This is a genomic window from Agrococcus jejuensis (assembly GCF_900099705.1).
GTDB classification, from domain to species: domain Bacteria; phylum Actinomycetota; class Actinomycetes; order Actinomycetales; family Microbacteriaceae; genus Agrococcus; species Agrococcus jejuensis.
In genome coordinates, this window is the sequence record NZ_LT629695.1 from 878,949 (window position 1) to 894,123 (window position 15,175).

At 74.2% G+C, this 15,175-nt stretch carries 17 protein-coding genes; 10 read left to right on the forward strand and 7 right to left on the reverse strand.

From position 1 onward, the window contains the following. Positions 1 to 36: 36 nt before the first annotated feature. The 4 genes from BLQ67_RS04180 (at position 37) to BLQ67_RS04195 (ending at position 3,342) form a co-directional block, all read left to right on the forward strand. A complete protein-coding gene (locus BLQ67_RS04180; protein WP_092502717.1) occupies positions 37 to 1,158 on the forward strand; it encodes a hypothetical protein in 1,122 nt (373 codons plus the stop codon). Positions 1,159 to 1,256: 98 nt separating this feature from the next. Continuing rightward, positions 1,257 to 1,934 carry a glycosyltransferase family 2 protein gene (locus BLQ67_RS04185; RefSeq protein ID WP_092502719.1) on the forward strand — a complete coding sequence of 226 codons (678 nt, stop codon included), beginning with the start codon at positions 1,257 to 1,259 and terminating at the stop codon, positions 1,932 to 1,934. Then, complete coding sequence (locus BLQ67_RS04190) at positions 1,931 to 2,623, forward strand: TIGR04282 family arsenosugar biosynthesis glycosyltransferase (protein WP_092502721.1); 693 nt, start codon at positions 1,931 to 1,933, stop codon at positions 2,621 to 2,623. The genes BLQ67_RS04185 and BLQ67_RS04190 overlap by 4 nt, the downstream gene beginning before the upstream one ends. A 35-nt stretch (positions 2,624 to 2,658) precedes the next feature. Beyond that, positions 2,659 to 3,342, forward strand: coding sequence for a methyltransferase domain-containing protein (locus tag BLQ67_RS04195; protein WP_157674664.1), 684 nt, complete (start codon positions 2,659 to 2,661; stop codon positions 3,340 to 3,342). On the opposite strand, the gene BLQ67_RS04200 is transcribed toward BLQ67_RS04195, so the two are convergent. From BLQ67_RS04200 to BLQ67_RS16815, 3 genes are read right to left on the reverse strand one after another with little or no spacing between them, the layout of a single operon-like run. Further along, positions 3,266 to 3,715: a hypothetical protein gene (locus tag BLQ67_RS04200; protein WP_092502725.1), complete on the reverse strand. Its 450-nt coding sequence runs from the start codon at positions 3,713 to 3,715 to the stop codon at positions 3,266 to 3,268. The two genes, BLQ67_RS04195 and BLQ67_RS04200, sit on opposite strands and share 77 nt — an antisense overlap. Beyond that, positions 3,712 to 4,317, reverse strand: a complete 606-nt coding sequence (locus BLQ67_RS16810; RefSeq protein WP_231945158.1) for a molybdopterin-dependent oxidoreductase — start codon at positions 4,315 to 4,317, stop codon at positions 3,712 to 3,714. Before BLQ67_RS16810 ends, BLQ67_RS04200 begins: the two co-directional genes overlap by 4 nt. After that, the gene (locus BLQ67_RS16815) at positions 4,314 to 5,006 is read right to left on the reverse strand and encodes a hypothetical protein (protein WP_231945159.1); all 693 of its coding nucleotides are present in this window, start codon (positions 5,004 to 5,006) and stop codon (positions 4,314 to 4,316) included. Before BLQ67_RS16815 ends, BLQ67_RS16810 begins: the two co-directional genes overlap by 4 nt. Positions 5,007 to 5,186: 180 nt before the next feature. On the opposite strand from BLQ67_RS16815, the gene BLQ67_RS04210 reads away from it, so the two are divergent. From BLQ67_RS04210 to BLQ67_RS04230, 5 genes are all read left to right on the forward strand, one after another. Next, positions 5,187 to 6,050, forward strand: coding sequence for an MTAP family purine nucleoside phosphorylase (locus tag BLQ67_RS04210; protein WP_092502727.1), 864 nt, complete (start codon positions 5,187 to 5,189; stop codon positions 6,048 to 6,050). Then, entirely contained in the window at positions 6,047 to 7,135 is a 1,089-nt protein-coding gene (locus BLQ67_RS04215; protein ID WP_092502729.1) for an NAD-dependent epimerase/dehydratase family protein, read from the forward strand. The genes BLQ67_RS04210 and BLQ67_RS04215 overlap by 4 nt, the downstream gene beginning before the upstream one ends. Next, the gene (locus BLQ67_RS04220; protein WP_231945160.1) at positions 7,132 to 8,517 is read left to right on the forward strand and encodes a hypothetical protein; all 1,386 of its coding nucleotides are present in this window, start codon (positions 7,132 to 7,134) and stop codon (positions 8,515 to 8,517) included. The genes BLQ67_RS04215 and BLQ67_RS04220 overlap by 4 nt, the downstream gene beginning before the upstream one ends. 135 nt (positions 8,518 to 8,652) lie before the next feature. Beyond that, positions 8,653 to 9,351 carry a hypothetical protein gene (locus BLQ67_RS04225; RefSeq protein WP_197674631.1) on the forward strand — a complete coding sequence of 233 codons (699 nt, stop codon included), beginning with the start codon at positions 8,653 to 8,655 and terminating at the stop codon, positions 9,349 to 9,351. 94 nt (positions 9,352 to 9,445) lie between these two features. After that, positions 9,446 to 10,330 (forward strand): hypothetical protein, encoded by an 885-nt coding sequence (locus BLQ67_RS04230; RefSeq protein ID WP_157674665.1) that lies wholly within the window; start codon positions 9,446 to 9,448, stop codon positions 10,328 to 10,330. On the opposite strand, the gene BLQ67_RS04235 is transcribed toward BLQ67_RS04230, so the two are convergent. From BLQ67_RS04235 to BLQ67_RS04250, 4 genes are all read right to left on the reverse strand, one after another. Further along, complete coding sequence (locus BLQ67_RS04235) at positions 10,324 to 11,862, reverse strand: FAD-dependent oxidoreductase (RefSeq protein WP_092502735.1); 1,539 nt, start codon at positions 11,860 to 11,862, stop codon at positions 10,324 to 10,326. The two genes, BLQ67_RS04230 and BLQ67_RS04235, sit on opposite strands and share 7 nt — an antisense overlap. Continuing rightward, the gene (locus BLQ67_RS04240; protein ID WP_092502737.1) at positions 11,859 to 12,743 is read right to left on the reverse strand and encodes an FAD:protein FMN transferase; all 885 of its coding nucleotides are present in this window, start codon (positions 12,741 to 12,743) and stop codon (positions 11,859 to 11,861) included. Before BLQ67_RS04240 ends, BLQ67_RS04235 begins: the two co-directional genes overlap by 4 nt. Positions 12,744 to 12,745: 2 nt before the next feature. Continuing rightward, on the reverse strand, positions 12,746 to 13,204 hold the full coding sequence (locus BLQ67_RS04245) for an FMN-binding protein (protein WP_092502739.1): 459 nt from the start codon (positions 13,202 to 13,204) through the stop codon (positions 12,746 to 12,748). 155 nt (positions 13,205 to 13,359) lie between these two features. Then, complete coding sequence (locus BLQ67_RS04250) at positions 13,360 to 14,301, reverse strand: aldose 1-epimerase family protein (RefSeq protein WP_231945161.1); 942 nt, start codon at positions 14,299 to 14,301, stop codon at positions 13,360 to 13,362. Positions 14,302 to 14,336: 35 nt separating this feature from the next. On the opposite strand from BLQ67_RS04250, the gene BLQ67_RS04255 reads away from it, so the two are divergent. Then, on the forward strand, positions 14,337 to 15,155 hold the full coding sequence (locus tag BLQ67_RS04255) for a hypothetical protein (protein WP_092502741.1): 819 nt from the start codon (positions 14,337 to 14,339) through the stop codon (positions 15,153 to 15,155). Positions 15,156 to 15,175 lie beyond the last annotated feature (20 nt).

Consider the following 15,175-nt stretch of genomic DNA (forward strand, 5'->3'; position numbering starts at 1 on the left):
CGTGGATGCATCGCATCCGACGCGAGGAGCACCACGATGACCGCGTTCCCGGCCTCCACCTGGACCCGACCCCCGAGGCAGCGCACCGGCGTGCTCGGGCTCGGCCTCCTCGCCATCGCGGTCTCGACGTGGCTGCTCGCGCCGCAGACGCTCGCCGCCATCGGCCTCGTCGCGACGCCCGACCTCGGCCTGGTCGCCGAGGCGGCGATCTCGGCTGCGGTGCCGGCGTCGATGGTGCTGGCGCTCGGCGCCGTCGCGTCGCGCGTCGCGTGGCTGCTCGTGCTGGCGATCCCGGTGCTCGCCGTCCACGGCCTCGCGCTCGTCGTCGTCGCGATCGTCGTGGGCGCGAACGGCGCGCCCGGCGTCGTCGTGCTCGGCCACCTGGGCGACGCCGTCGCCATGGGCATCGCCGTCGCCGCCGTCATCGTGGCGCTCGTCGCGACCGCGGCGGCCCGCGCGGGCGACCGCCGCGAGGGCGCGACATGGATCGCGGCCGTCGTCGTCGCGGCGATCGCCGGCGCGATCGTCGTCGCGACGCCGTACGTGCGCTCCCCCGACGGCGGCGCGCTCACGCTGCTGCTGTCCGACACGCTCGTCGTCGCGACGCTGCTCGTCGCCGTGGGCGTCGCGGGCATCCGCCACGCGGCCGCCCGGTGGGCAGCCGCTGCGCTCGCGCTCGCCGCCGCGACGTGGATCGTGCTGCTCGAGACGGCGGTGCTGCCGTGGGGCACCGCAGGCACCATCGCGATCGCGATCGTGCGCGCCCTGCTGCTGCTGCTCGGCGGCGCGCTCGTGGCGCTGTCGACGCGGTGGCTCGCGCGACCGCACGGGGTGGCGCCGCCCGTCGTGCCGGCCCGCGCACCGCATCCCGGCGCCCCGCACGTCGCGCCGCCCGTCGTGGCCGCAGCGCCCGTCGCCCCGCCGGTCGTGCACGCGGCGAGCGTGCCCCCGCCCGTCGTGCCGAGCCCGGCCGCCGACGCAGCACCCGCATCGGTGGAGCCCGTCGCCGAGGCCCACGCACCGGGCGTGCCCGACGACGTGGATGCCGCGATCGACCAGAGCGACCAGGAGGTGCCGACGGATGCCGCGGCACCGGTCGACGAGTCGACCGACGACGCCGACCGCGGCACGGGCGCAGCCGGCACGCAGACGCCGTAGTCGACGCGGGCCGTCGCCGACCACGCAGGGCGCGGTCGCCGGCGCAACCCCGTCGCGTCGTTGCCCGCATCGACGCCGTCGCTCCGTATGGTTCGAGGATGGAGCATCCCGTCGCCGAGGTCGTCCTGCCGTGTCTCGACGAGGCGGCAGCGCTCCCCCGCGTGCTCGGTGCGCTGCCCCCTGGCGTGCGGGCGATCGTCGTCGACAACGGCTCGACCGACGGATCGGCCGACGTGGCACGGGCGCACGGCGCGATCGTGGTGCACGAGTCGCGGCGCGGGTTCGGCTCCGCGGCGCACGCGGGGCTGCTGGCGGCGACGGCCGACGTCGTGGCGTTCTGCGACGCCGACGGCTCGTTCGACACCGCGGAGCTCGTGCGGGTCATCGACCCGATCGTCGACGGCTCCGCCGACCTCGTGCTCGCACGCCGCCGACCTGCGCGCTACTCGGCGTGGCCGACGCACGCGCGCATCGCGAACCTGGCGCTCGCCCGCATCATCCGCCGCGCGACCGGGCTGCCGATGCACGACCTCGGCCCCATGCGCGCCGCGCGTCGCGAGTCCTTGCTCGCCCTCGACCTGCAGGACCGCCGCAGCGGCTATCCGCTCGAGATGCTGCTGCGCGCCGTGCAGGAGGGATGGCGGGTGCAGGAGACGGAGGCGACCTACCTGCCTCGCACGGGGCGCTCGAAGGTCACGGGCACCGTGCGCGGCACCATCACGGCGATCCGCGACATGCGAGGCGTCATCGCGCGTGTCGGCGAGGTGCGCGCATGACGACGCTCATCGTGATCGCGAAGGAGTGCATCCCCGGCAAGGTCAAGACGCGGCTGCACCCGCCGTACTCGCTCGAGCAGGCTGCCGACATCGCGAGCGCGAGCCTGCACGACACCCTCGCGACGCTCGCCGACGTGCCCGCCACGCGGCGCGTGCTGTGCTTCGACGGCACCACGCCACCGCCCGCGGCCGCCGCGTACGAGGTCGTGCACCAGGTCGACGGCGACCTCGACGAGCGGCTCGCGGCGATCTTCGACGACGTCGACGGCGACGCGGTGCTCGTCGGCATGGACACGCCGCAGCTCGACGCCGCCGCCGTCGCCGCCGCCTTCGCGCCGTGGCCGGAGGGCGTGGATGCGTGGTTCGGCCCTGCATCCGATGGCGGCTTCTGGCTGCTGGGGCTGCGCGCGATGCCGGGCCGCGGAGACCTCATCCGCGGCGTGCCGATGTCGCGCGACGACACCGGCACGATCCAGCGCGCGCGACTCGTGGATGCCGGGCTCGGCATCCGCGATCTCGAGGCGTTGCGCGACATCGACGACGCCGAGGCGCTCGCCGCCGTCGTCGCCCGCATCCCCCGCAGTCGCACGGCTGCGGCCGCCCGCGCCTCGGGCGTGGCAATCCGCACGGTCGCGACGGAACGAACCCACGGCACGCCCAGCGCGACGCGACCGGAGACCCGGTCGTGACCGACCCGCCGGGAGCGTCCGACGAGAGGGAGCTCGTGACCGACTTCGGCGAAGGTGGCCAGGCGCCGTACGAGCACGCCCTGCGCTCCGGCAGCACCGCGATGCTGCGCCTGCGCGAGGTCGGCGGCTCCGACGAGGGCGTGACGAGCCTCATCGACGTGGCACGCTTCACGGCGTCGGCAGACGACGTCGACCTGTCGATCGTCGAGCGCGGCGAGGGTCCCGTCATCGACCTCGGGTGCGGGCCCGGCCGCATGGTGCGCGCCGCGATCGACCTGGGTCGGCGCGCGATCGGCATCGACGTGTCGGCCTCGGCCGTGGCCCTGGCGCGCAGCCAAGGCCTGCCCGTGCTGCAGGCGTCGCTCTTCGACCCGCTGCCCGGCGAGGGCATGTGGGGTCAGGCGCTGCTGCTCGACGGCAACCTCGGCATCGGCGGCGACGTGCCGCGCCTCCTGCGACGTGCGAGCGAGCTCGTGCACGACGACGGCACCGTCGTGGTGGAGGCGCATCCCGTCGCCGGCCACTGCCGGCGCTTCCAGGCGGTGCTCGTCGACGAGCACGGCGGCGCCAGCGAGACGTTCCCGTGGGCGGAGATGGGATGCGATGCGCTCGTCGCCGCGGTGCGCGACGCCGGGCTCATCGTCAGGGCGCAGTGGTCGGCGGAGTGCCGGACGTTCGTCGAGATCGCACGAACCCGATCCCGGCCGCGAGCAGCGTGACGGCGGCGATCGCCGCCCACAGCAGCAGCAGGTCGCGCACGTAGTCGCCGGCGAGCACGCTCTCGTTGCGTGCGCCGCGCGCCTGGGCGATGACGAGCGGCACGGCCAGGAGCGTCAGGCACGCGCCGACTCCCCACGCCATGCGGATGACGGTGCGCGACCGGTCGGGCAGCACGTGCCCGACGCGGTCGAGCGTGCGGGTGGTGAGCGTCGTCGCGGGCGCGAGGATGCCGTCGTGCACGATGATCGCGCCGGCGAGCCACGCGCCGAGCGACAGCAGCTGGTCGAACCGCTGCGTGACGAGCAGCAGCACGACGCCGAAGCCGGTCGCGCCGACCCCCGCCGCGAGCAGTGCGATGCGCGCGATCCTCATGACAGCACGTCGATCCGTGCGAGCCACTTCGTCTGCAGCACCCCGGGCCGACCCGGGGCGATGATGCGCGCCGGGTAGCCGTGATCGAGCGACAGCGCCTCGCCGTTCAGCTCGAGCGCCACGAGCGTCGTGGGGTCGTCGACGAACTCGGGTCCCATCTCGGTGACGCGGTAGTTGCCGCTCGGCTGCAGGCTCGTGATGCGCACGCCGCGATGCTGCTGCCCGGTCGCGGCGACGAGCTCGAGCAGGCGCACCCCGCGCCAGTCGGCCGTGGTGCTCCATCCCTCGACGCAGGCGATCGGCAGGCGGGAGGCCGTCTGCCCCGTGCCGAGCAGCTGGTCGCGCGTGAACGAGAGCGTGGATCCGCCGCCGCGCACGATGAGGCGCCACGTGTCGGCGGTCGCGAGGTCGAGCACGCCCGCCTCCTCCGCGGTGCGGTTGATGGGCACGCCCTGCGGGCCCTCGCCGGCGCGACGCGGGGCGAATGCCGCGAACGGGGCGAGCGGCGCGATCGTCTGCCCCGCAGTGACGGCGGTGACGGCGAGCGTCGCGAGTCCCACGCCCGTGAGGAACGTACGGCGGCTGCGGGGGTCGTCGGTCATGCGCCGTCTCGCTCTCGCGTGGTCGCGGTCGCCGGCGCGTCCGCACCGACCGGATCCGTCGGGTCGTTCGCGTCGGGAGTCGCGGGGCGCACGATGCGTGGCGTCGGCCGAGGCGTCTCGCCGCGGTCGCGGCGCCAGTGCGCGACGATCTGCGGCAGCTTCGCGGCGACGTGCACCGCGAGCGACCCGATCACCACCCATGCGAGCGCCAGGTGCACGCGTCGGAACGAGAACTCCCACGGGTACCACTGCAGCGTGTTGAGGAAGCCGATGGCGACCTGCACGAGCGAGCTCGACACGAGCATCGCGATCGACAGGCGCTCGAGCCCGTGCAGGGGCGAGTCGAGGGGCGGCCACGAGAACAGTCGGGGGTAGACGATCCAGAGCTTGCCGAGCAGCAGCGGGATCGCAGCCGTGCCGGAGATGACGTGCAGGCCCTGCGTCCACTGGTAGATCCACGTCGGCCGCGTCGGGAAGACCATCCACGGCAGCGGATCCTGCAGGGCGTGGCTGTACATGCCCGTCGCGAAGCAGACGACGAAGGCGAGGCCGAGGAGCCGACCGACGACGACCGCCGACCGCGTCGTGCGCGCAGGCGAGTCGAGCGCCGTGCGCGCCCACGCGAACCGCGCCTCGAGGAACCGCGTGGCCATCGCGGGCACGCGGCGCCGTCCTCGTGCGGTGCCCATCACTGCAGTATGCGTCGCGGGCGGACCAATCGGATCGCGCCGAGCGCTGCGAACGCCGATCGGATCGGCGCGCCGTCGCCGCATCCGCCTGCGACGCGCCACAGCGTCCGACAGCGACGGGCGGATGCGGCGGCAGACTGAGCGTCGACGACCGACGATGGAACGACGAGGGTGGACAGCATGGCAGGCACGGGCATCGAGCCGAGGATCGGCGTCATCGGAGGATCGGGGCTGCAGCGTCTGCTGCCGGAGGGCCAGGGCGAGGAGCTCGACGTCGCGACGCCGTTCGGGCCGACCTCGGGACCCATCACGGTCGGCGAGCTCGGTGGCACGGGCGTCGCCTTCCTGGCACGGCACGGCCGCGGCCATTCCGTCGCGCCGCACGAGATCCCTGCGAAGGCGAACGTGTGGGCGCTCGCGAGCCTCGGCGTGCGTGCGATCGTCTCGTCGACCGCCGTCGGCGGGCTGCGCGAGGAGCTCGCGCCCGGCAGCCTCGTCGTGCCCGACCAGCTCATCGACATGACGCGGGCCCGCGGGGGCGACGAGCGACGGGACACGTACTTCGGGGCGGGCGTCGTCGAGCACCTGACGTTCGCCGACCCGTGCACGCCATCGCTCGTCGCCGCCGCACGTGCGGCGCTCGCGCGCATCGGCGAGGTCGCCGTGAGCCCCGCGACGACGGTCGTGATCGACGGGCCGCGCTTCTCGACGCGCGCCGAGTCGCGGTGGTACCGGTCGCTCGGCGGCGACATCGTGAACATGACGCAGTACCCGGAGTCGGCGCTCGCCGCCGAGCTCGGCCTCGGCTACGTGAACCTGTCGTTCGTGACCGACACCGACGCCGGCGTCGCATCGGCGGTCGACGACGAGGATGCGGTCGACGCGTCGCGCGTGTTCGAGCGCCTCGCGGCTGCGCAGCCGCGCATCGTCGCGGCCATCGCCGCGATCGTCGCCGCCGTGCCCGACGACCTCCGGCTCTCGTCGGGGATCGCCCGCGAGCACGTGGATGCCGTGCTGGCGATGGCGCCGAGGGTCTCCGCATGAGCGCGGCGACGACGCTGCTCGTCACGGGCGGCGCGGGCTTCATCGGCTCGCACGTCGTCGAGGCGGCGCTCGCGCGCGGCTGGCGCGTCCGCGTGCTCGACTCGCTGCGCCGCGACGTGCACGGCGACGGCACGATGCGCGTGCCGGCGCAGGACGGGCTCGAGATGGTCGTCGGCGACGTCGCGCGCGAGCGCGACGTCGCATCCGCGCTCGAGGGCGTCGACGTCGTCTGCCACCTCGCCGCGAAGGTGGGCCTCGGCGTCGACTTCGGCGATGCCGCCGACTACGTCGCGAGCAACGTGGGGGCGACGGCGGTGCTGCTGCAGGCGATGCGCGTCGCGCAGGTGCGCAGGCTCGTGCTCGCCTCGTCGATGGTCGTGTACGGCGAGGGCGCCTACCGCGACGCGGAGGGCCCCCTCACGGTGCCACCGCGCGCCGCCGACGATCTCGAGGCCGGCCGGTTCGAGCCGATCTCGCCCCGCACCGGCGAGCCCGTGGAGCCGCTGCTCGTCGACGAGGCGGCGCCGAGCGATCCGCGCAACGTCTACGCGGCGTCGAAGCTCGCGCAGGAGCACCTCGCCGCCGCATGGGCTCGCGGTGGCGACGGCACGGCCGCGCTGCTGCGGTTCCACAACGTCTACGGGCCGCACATGCCGATGGGCACGCCCTACGCGGGCGTCGCATCCCTGTTCCGCTCGGCGCTCGAGCGAGGGGAGGCGCCCCGCGTCTTCGAGGACGGTCGTCAGCGACGGGACTTCGTGCACGTGCGCGACGTCGCCGACGCGAACCTCGCGGCGGCCGACTGGACCGCGAGCGCGCCCGCGGGCACCGTCAGGGCGTTCAACGTCGGCAGCGGCGTCGTGCACACGATCGGCGAGATGGCGACGGCGCTCGCCGACGCGTTCGGGGGGCCCGATCCCGTCGTGACCGGCGAGTTCCGGCTCGGCGACGTGCGCCACGTCACGGCGTCGTCGCAGCGCGCCGCCGACGAGCTCGACTGGCGTGCGGCCATCGGCTTCGAGGAGGGCATGCAGCAGTTCGCGCACGCGCCGCAGCGTCCGCCCGCAGGCGGAGGCGACACGTGAGCGACGACCCGGGGGCAGCCGTCGGCACGACGACCCGTCGGTCGCGCGCGATCGCGATCCTGCGCCATCCGATCACGCTCACGCTCGTCGGCGTCGCCGTCGTCATCACGATCATGGTGCTCGCCCACGTGCTGCCGAAGGCGTTCGACTGGGAGGTGCGCTCCCGCAACTACCCGCCGCTGCACGCCACGTGGATGCCGCGCACCGGACCGGGCACGCCGTACGCGATCGCGACCGCCGTGCTGCTGCTCATCGTCGGCGAGCGGGTCGCACGCACGCTCTCGTGGCGCTGGCTCCTGCTCGTGAGCGGCGTCGCCGCCTTCGTGTGGATGCTGGCGCTCGCGTTCGTCGACGGGTGGGCCGGCATCGCCGACGTGCTCGACGCCGACATCGAGTACCTGCAGACCGCGAGACGCATCGACGACGTCGGCAGGATGCTGCACCAGTTCGTCGACCGCATCCCCATGGACTCGCCAGGGCAGTGGGTCGTGCACGTCGCGGGCCATCCGCCTGGTGCGCTGCTCACGTTCATCGGGCTCGACCGCATCGGGCTCGGGTCGGGCGGCGCCGCGGGCATCGTCGTGATGGTGCTCGCCGCGTCGATCCCGGCGGCCGCCATGCTCACGCTCCGCATCCTCGGGGCCGAGCGGCACGCGCGGCTCGCAGCCCCGTTCCTGGTCGCGGGGCCGTCGGCGATCTGGATGGCGGTGTCGGGCGATGCGCTCTTCGCCGCCGTCGCCGCGTGGGCGACCGTGCTGCTCGCCGCCGCGGCGACGACGACGCGCCGCTGGCCACGCGCCGCCCTCGGCGTCGCATCCGGCCTGCTCTACGGCTGGTGCGTCTTCCTGTCGTACGGCCTGCTGCTGCTCGGCATCCTCGCCGTCGGCGTGCTCGTCGCCGCGCGGGCGTGGAAGCCGCTGCCGTGGGCGATCTGCGGCGCGCTCGCGGTGGTCGCGGCATTCGCCGCCAACGGGTTCCTCTGGTGGGAGGCGTACCCGGTGCTCGTCGAGCGGTACTACGCAGGCATCGCGAGCGAGCGGCCCTACTCGTACTGGGTGTGGGCGAACCTCGCCGTCTTCGGCTTCAGCGCCGGTCCCGTCTTCGGCGCGGCGGTCGCGCTCGCGCTCTCGCGACTGCGCGCGCTGCGCGACGGCGGCGCGCTCGGCGTGCTCGTGACGCTGTGCCTGGCCGGCTTCGCGATGGTGCTCGCTGCCGACCTCTCGGGCATGAGCAAGGCGGAGGTCGAGCGCATCTGGCTGCCGTTCGTGCCGTGGGTGCTGCTCGGCACGGCGCTGCTGCCTCGGGCGCTGCGCGTCCCTGCGTTCGCGCTGCAGCTGGGCACCGCGCTGCTCATGCAGCACATCGTCTTCTCCCAGTGGTGACGCGTTCCGAACGGTCACGAGAAGGTCACGGAACGGTCACGAAGCAGATCCATCCCATCCGGATGCGGAGGCAGGTGCGAACCCAGGCCACGACATTCGCGAACACGTGAAACGGAAGGAACTGCCATGAAGATCATGAACAGCACTCTCGGCAAGACCACCCTGGGCGTGCTCGCCGCAGGCGCTCTCGCCTTCTCCCTCGCAGCCTGCTCGACGCCGGCCGCAGAGGAGCCGGCCGAGTCGAGCAGCTCGGCGAGCCCGGAGTCCACGGAGGCACCCGACCCCACGGCCGTCATCGACGAGCTCGGCGGCGTCGACACCCAGGTCACCCTCGACCAGGGCTTCCTCGACGCGATCACCAGCCTCGGCCTCACGCCGGGCGTCGTGGGCACCGCCACGCTGACGGACGGCGTCCTCGCCTTCCCGATCACCGGCGGCAACGTCGAGTACTGGGACCCGGACCTCGGCTACCGCCCCTACGTCCAGGGCTCGATCGAGCACGACGGCTCGGGCATCTCGCTCTCGGCCGGCGGCACCACCGTCGAGCTCACCGACTTCCGGATCGACCCGGGCACGTCGGAGCTCTTCGGCACCGTCACGGCCAACGGCGAGGAGGTGGGTCAGGACATCCTGATCTTCTCCCTCAACGGCCGCACCCTGAACCCGCTGCAGGAGGGCCCGAACGGCGAGGCCATCCTGCAGGGCACCGAGGTCTACGTGTCGGAGGACGCCGCGGCGCTCCTGAACGACACGTTCGGCACCGACGCAGTCGTGGGCGGTCGCGACGGCCTGCTCGTCGGCGTCGCCCAGATCACGGCAGTCCCCGCCGAGTAAGGCACGCGGAACGACCGGAGGCCCGTCGCACACCACTGGTGCGGCGGGCCTTCGCCATGTCCGGGCGCGGGGAGGATCGCGGATGATGGGGTGCATGCCGACCATCTGGCGATCCGCGCGACCGCTGCTGCGCACGCGGTCGTCGACGCACGACCTGCGCTGGCTCAGCCGCCGAGCGTTCGATGCGCGATGGTTCCCGCAGGGCATCGACGTGGGCACATGGCGCGGTCGCCGCACGATCGCCGTGACCTGGTACCGCAAGGATGCGACGGGCGAGGGGCACGAGGCGTCGAGGGTGACGCTCATCGACGTGCGGCGCAGCACGAGCGTCGACCTGGCACTCGCGGTCGAGACGGCCGACGGCACGCTCGAGCCCGCGCGCATCCACGCGGGCGGGCTCGCATGGCTCGACGACGGTCGCCTGCTCGTCGCCGCGACGTTCGAGGGCCTCTGGGAGTTCGACGTGCACGCGACCCGCACCGTCGTCGGCGCCGACGCTCGTCGGCTCTCGGGGTCGCGGCGCCGCGGCGCGCGCTGCGAGGTGCTCGTGCGCACGCGCGTGCACGACGTGCCGTTGCGCTGCTCGTTCGTGGGTCGCGTCACGCCTGCGGCTCCCGGCGTGCCCCGGATCGTCGCCGGCGAGTACCGCAGCGACGCCGAGGGCAGGATCGGCTGGCACGACGTGCCCGCCGGAGACGGTCCGTGGGACGCGTGGAGCCTCGAGCCGACCTCCATCCCGCGGATGCAGGGCGTCGTCGACCTCGACGGCGAGCTGCTGATCTCGCAGTCGCGCGGCATGCAGCCCGGCCGGCTCTGGCGCGGCAGGCGCGGCGCCATGACGAGGTCGCGGCATGCGCTCCCGATCGGCTGCGAGGACCTCGCCGTCGACGAGGCGGCCGGCATGCTCTGGACCGTGGCAGAGCATCCGTGGCGGCGGCGGGTGCACGGCATCCCGCTCGCCGCCCTCGGCGCTCAGTAGCCGGCGAACGCGTCCACGAGCACGCGGCGAGCGCCTGCCGCCTTGGCGATGCGCCGCAGCCTGCCGACCTGCTCCGACGATCCCGAGACGAGCACCTGCCGCTCGGCGACGTCGGGCACGAGCGCACGCAGCCGGTCGCCGTCGATGCGGCCCGACTCGTGCTCCCAGCGCTCCGGCACGCCCTCGGGCGCGGTCGGCGTCACGATGACCACGCGAGCGTGCGCCTTGGCGAGCGCGGCGGCGAACGGCACGGGCTCGCCGTCGCGCACGAGCAGCACGAGCACGGTGTCGTCGTCGCCTGCTGCGAGATGCGACAGGAACGGCGTCACGCCGATGCCGGCCGCGACGAACAGGCGCGGCACGCCGGGCTTCGGCGTGAAGTCGCCGCCCTGCCGCGTGACCGCGACGGTGTCGCCCGGCGCCATGTCGAGCAGGTGCTGCTTGAACGACGAGATGGGCGCGGCGGCGCGGATGCCGAGGCGCACCTCGAGCGAGCCGGGCGGGGAGGCGACGCTGAACACGCGCCGCTCGCCGCGCAGGTCGGCGCGGTGCGGCAGGCTCAGCTCGACCCACTGGCCGGGACGGTGCGCGAGCTCGGGCTCGGCGACGAACCGCAGGTCGACGAGGTCGCCGTCGCGCTCCATGCCCGTGAGCCGCAGCACGGTGCCGTGCCGCGAGCCGAGCAGGAAGGCGACGACGTTGCCGACGACGAGCGCGGCAGCCTGGAGGAAGTAGAAGACGCCGAACCCGAGCGGGATGCCGACGACGCCAGCGAGCGACGGGAGGGCGACGAGCACGCCGACGAGGACGCCGACTGCGATGCGCTGCGTCCGAAGCGGCGGGAGCGTCACGGGCTCCGAGAACATGAACGACGCGAGGAACAGGGTCGGCATGCCCCAGATGGCGTACGCGAGGGCGCTCGCCGCATCGCCGACGATCGCGATCTGCGCGATGGTGACGAGCACGACTGCCGTCACGACCAGCGCGAGGGTCGGCGCGACGATTCGCGTGCGGATCGCGACGAGCGCACCTCCGACGATCGTGAGCGGCAGGATGAGCGGCGAGGCGATCCACCACCCCTCGACCGCAGCGTTCACGCCGATGAGCGGGAGCAGGATGCCCGCGATGACGAGTCCGGCCGCTGCCGGATTCACGACGAGACGGCCACGCCAGACGATGAGCGCCTTCGCCGCGGCCGCCAGGGCGCAGACGGCAGCGACGACCGCGAGGTCGACGATGCCCGACGGCCGGTCCATGCTCGGCGGGAATGCGATGAGAGCGATCAGCAGTCCGGTGATCGCAGCGCTCGGCACGTGCGCTGGGCGCCGTGCGATGCGTCCGAAGAGCAGGCTGGCCGCGATCGACACGACGACGGCGACGACCGCCGAGGCGAGGATGCCTGCACCGTCGCGGCCGAGCACGCCCGCGAACGACAGCAGCGCGGCGAGCACGACGTGCGCCGACAGGATCGCGCCCACGAGCACGTGCATGGGCACGGCGTCGAGCCGTGCGATGGGGGTCTTGGCGCTCACGCGGCCGCCTTCCTGACGTGCAGTCCTGCTGCGAATCGGCCGGTCGCCTCGACCTGGCCTCCCGCGTACATCCTCGCGTGCTCGAACGACCAGTGGCGCGCGAGCAGCCCGACGGGCGCGAACGACAGCGCGGTCGCGATCGCGTCGGCGACCATGGCGCGCTCCGCGATCACCCACGTGCCGATGACCTCGTCGGTCGGGGCGCCGGTGCGGCCGTCGAGGATGTGGTGGCGCCCCGCCCAGCGGCGGCGGTTGCCCGCCGATGCGCAGAACGCCTCTCCCTCGACCTCGACGACGCCGATGGCGTGGCCGACCGCGCGCGGATCCTCGAGCGCGACCCGCGTCGCCCTCCCCTGGTCGCCGGCGCCCGCGTGGCGCAGGTCGCCGGAGGCGTCGACGACGCGGTCGTGGATGCCGTGGGCGTCGAGCACGTCGCCCACGAGGTCGACGAGCTGGCCCTTGCCCGCGGCGCCGACGTCGAGCACGAGCGGTGCCGTCGTGCGGAGCGTCGTGCCCTCCCACTGCAGCACGGCATCCCACGCGGGCGGCGCCTCGGGCGCGAGGCCCGTGTCGGCGACGCCGTCGGCGCGGTAGCCGAGCCGTTCGAGCGATGCGCCGACGAGCGGCGTCACGGCGCCGTCGGTGACGTCGTGCAGCCGCCGGTAGAGCGTCGCGAGCTCCGCCGACTCGGCGGGCATGCGCACCTCGCCCGCTGCCTGGGCGAGCGGGGCGATCGTCGCGTCGGGCCGGAACCGCGACCAGGCGCGGTCGTAGGCGTCGATGCGGTCGCGGATGGCCGCGACGACCTCGTCGCCGAGCGGCTCCTGCGTGTCGATCGACCAGCGCGTGCCGATGGCGTCGAAGCGGAGCCTCGCAGGCATGCCTAGGCGGCTGCCTCGTCGCGGATGGTCTCGAGGGCATCCTCGAAGCCACCGCTCGTGAGGCTCGAGCCGCCGACGCGGTCGACCGACACGTCGTCGAGCGGCACGCCCACGACCTCGGCGGCGATGCCGTCGATGAACTCGCCCTGGTAGCGCAGCGAGTTGGGGTTCGTGGTCTCGTCGTTCGTGACCTCGACGTCCTCGATCACGCCGTCGGCGAGCGTCACCGTGACGGTGATGGTCTCCTCGCCGCCGGGCGACGTGTACGAGCCGTCGGCCGTGTAGGTGCCGTCGGCGTAGGCGCTCGTGCCGGTCGCCGCGTCGTCGGTCGTCGACGTCTCGGGCGTCGTCGACTCGTCGGTCGTGTCCGCGGGCTCGTCGGCGGTGGCGCAGGCGGCGAGGCCGAAGGCTGCGAGAGAGGTCGTGGCGAGCGCGAGGGCTGCGCGGCGGCGAGGGGTCATGAGGGCTCCTGTCGTCGGGGTCGTCGGTCACGGTAGCCGTGGGGTGCGACGCGCCCGCCATCAGGCGCATTGGAGATTCCCATGATGCCGCATGGCGATCCCGAGGCGACGGCCCTGTGCACCGGTCCGGACGCGCCGAGTCGGGGCTCGATGGGTCAGACGAGGCCGACGGGCGCGATGCCCCAGCGCCCCGTCCACGTCTCGCCCGGCTCGAGCCATACGAGCCCGTCGCCCGAGTTCAGCGCATCCGCCGGCGCCGACATCGGCTCGACCGCGACGGCCTGGTGCACGCCGTCGACGCCGGGGAAGTCGCGCGGCGTGAACACGACGGCGTACCCGAAGGCCTCGTCCTGCCACAGCCGCACGCCGCGCCCGGCGTCGTCGAGCAGCGTCGAGACCGCGATGCCGTCGACGTGCGCGACGTCGGCGAGCCCCAGGTCGAGGTCGAGCTCCGAGACCCGGCGGCCCGCCCGCAGGTCGGCGCCCGCAGGCGCATCCGCGTCGTCGACCGCGACCGTGCGCACGGGCAGCAGCCGCTCGTCGGTGAGCAGGGCGGATGCGGCCGGCACCGTGAGCGTGAGCGCGGATGCCGGCGTCGCGCCGAGCGCGAGGTACGGATGGGCGCCGCACGCCCAGGGCGCACGCGTCGGCCCCGCGTTGACGGCCTCGTGCGTCACCGTGAGCCCCGACTCGTCGACCTCGTAGCGCACGAAGGTGTCGAGCAGGAAGGGGAAGCCGGGCTGCGGGTGGATCGTCGCCTGCAGCAGCACCGACGCGTCGCCGTGCTCGAGCACGCGATACGAGGCGTAGCGCAGCAGCCCGTGGCTCGCGTTGCCGCGGGCGGGCTCGGTGAGCGCGAGCTGCTGCGGGGCGCCGTCGAGCGTCCATCGCCCGTCGCGCACGCGCCCGCCCCACGGGGCGAGCACGATGCCCTGGCCCTTCGCGGGGCTCGCGTCCTCGCGGAACGGCTCGACGAGGTCGACGTCGCCGAGCACGAGCTCGCGCAGGCCGGCGGCGACCTCGGTGACGGTCGCGCGCAGGCGCACGCCACCCACGGTCGACGAGATGGTCAGCTGCTGGCCGGAGGGGGGACGCACAGGAGCGATCCTATGGATCGGGCTAGGGTCGAGGGGTGAGCCAGCCGAGCGCCTACCCGCCCGCAGCGTCGTTCCGTCCCGCGAGCGGCTGGCAGTTCGGCGAGCAGCCTCCGCAGCCCGTGGCGCGCACGGTCGCACTGCCCGCGCTCACGGCGACGGTGCTCGTCGTCGCCGCCTACCTCGTCATGGTGCAGGGCATCGTCGCGGTCGTGACGGTGAGCGACGCGGCCCCCGACGCCGTCGTGCGCACCGCGTTCACGTGGCTCGCGGGCGGTGCCGCCCTCGCGGTGCTGTTCGCGCTGCCGTCGCGCTCGCTGCCGTTGCTCGTCGCCACGGGCGCCATCGCGCTCGTCGACGCCATCGCGTACGTCGTGCTCGGCGCCATGGGCCTCACGGGCGCCTACGACCCTGCGATCGTCGCCGTCGCACTGCTGCTGAGCGCCGCCGCCGCGGCCATCGGCGTCGCGAGCGTCGCGGCGTCGAAGGCGTCGCTCATGACGCCGGCCATCGTGCTCGGCGCGCTCGGCGTCGTCGCCTTCTACGGCATCTCGATCGTGTCGCCCATCCTCGTCAACGGCGTCGTCGACCAGACGCTCTCGACCGCGGGCCGCACCGTGCCGGTCGCGGCCCTCGCGGTCGCCGCCGGCGTGCTGCTGCACCGCACCGACGGCGCGCTGGGCGTGCTCGCCGGGGCCGTGCTCGGCGTCTTCGGCCTGTCGCTCGCCATCGCGCCCGTCGTCTCGGCGATCCTCGGCACGCCGCCCGCCGCGGGCTCGATCGTCGTCGTCGTGCTGCGGGTCGCGCTCGTGCTCGCCGCCGCGGCGCTCGTCGTCGTGCAGTCGCGCCGCCGCTGACCCCGCTCGGTACGCTCGCG

Bases quoted from the DNA above. Each gene is read 5' to 3' on its own strand.
- BLQ67_RS04180 (WP_092502717.1), top strand. From the start codon at position 37: ATGACCGCGTTCCCGGCCTCCACCTGGACCCGACCCCCGAGGCAGCGC.
- BLQ67_RS04185 (WP_092502719.1), top strand. From the start codon at position 1,257: ATGGAGCATCCCGTCGCCGAGGTCGTCCTGCCGTGTCTCGACGAGGCG.
- BLQ67_RS04190 (WP_092502721.1), top strand. From the start codon at position 1,931: ATGACGACGCTCATCGTGATCGCGAAGGAGTGCATCCCCGGCAAGGTC.
- BLQ67_RS04200 (WP_092502725.1), bottom strand. From the start codon at position 3,715: ATGAGGATCGCGCGCATCGCACTGCTCGCGGCGGGGGTCGGCGCGACC.
- BLQ67_RS16810 (WP_231945158.1), bottom strand. From the start codon at position 4,317: ATGACCGACGACCCCCGCAGCCGCCGTACGTTCCTCACGGGCGTGGGA.
- BLQ67_RS16815 (WP_231945159.1), bottom strand. From the start codon at position 5,006: ATGGGCACCGCACGAGGACGGCGCCGCGTGCCCGCGATGGCCACGCGG.
- BLQ67_RS04210 (WP_092502727.1), top strand. From the start codon at position 5,187: ATGGCAGGCACGGGCATCGAGCCGAGGATCGGCGTCATCGGAGGATCG.
- BLQ67_RS04215 (WP_092502729.1), top strand. From the start codon at position 6,047: ATGAGCGCGGCGACGACGCTGCTCGTCACGGGCGGCGCGGGCTTCATC.
- BLQ67_RS04225 (WP_197674631.1), top strand. From the start codon at position 8,653: ATGAACAGCACTCTCGGCAAGACCACCCTGGGCGTGCTCGCCGCAGGC.
- BLQ67_RS04230 (WP_157674665.1), top strand. From the start codon at position 9,446: ATGCCGACCATCTGGCGATCCGCGCGACCGCTGCTGCGCACGCGGTCG.
- BLQ67_RS04240 (WP_092502737.1), bottom strand. From the start codon at position 12,743: ATGCCTGCGAGGCTCCGCTTCGACGCCATCGGCACGCGCTGGTCGATC.
- BLQ67_RS04245 (WP_092502739.1), bottom strand. From the start codon at position 13,204: ATGACCCCTCGCCGCCGCGCAGCCCTCGCGCTCGCCACGACCTCTCTC.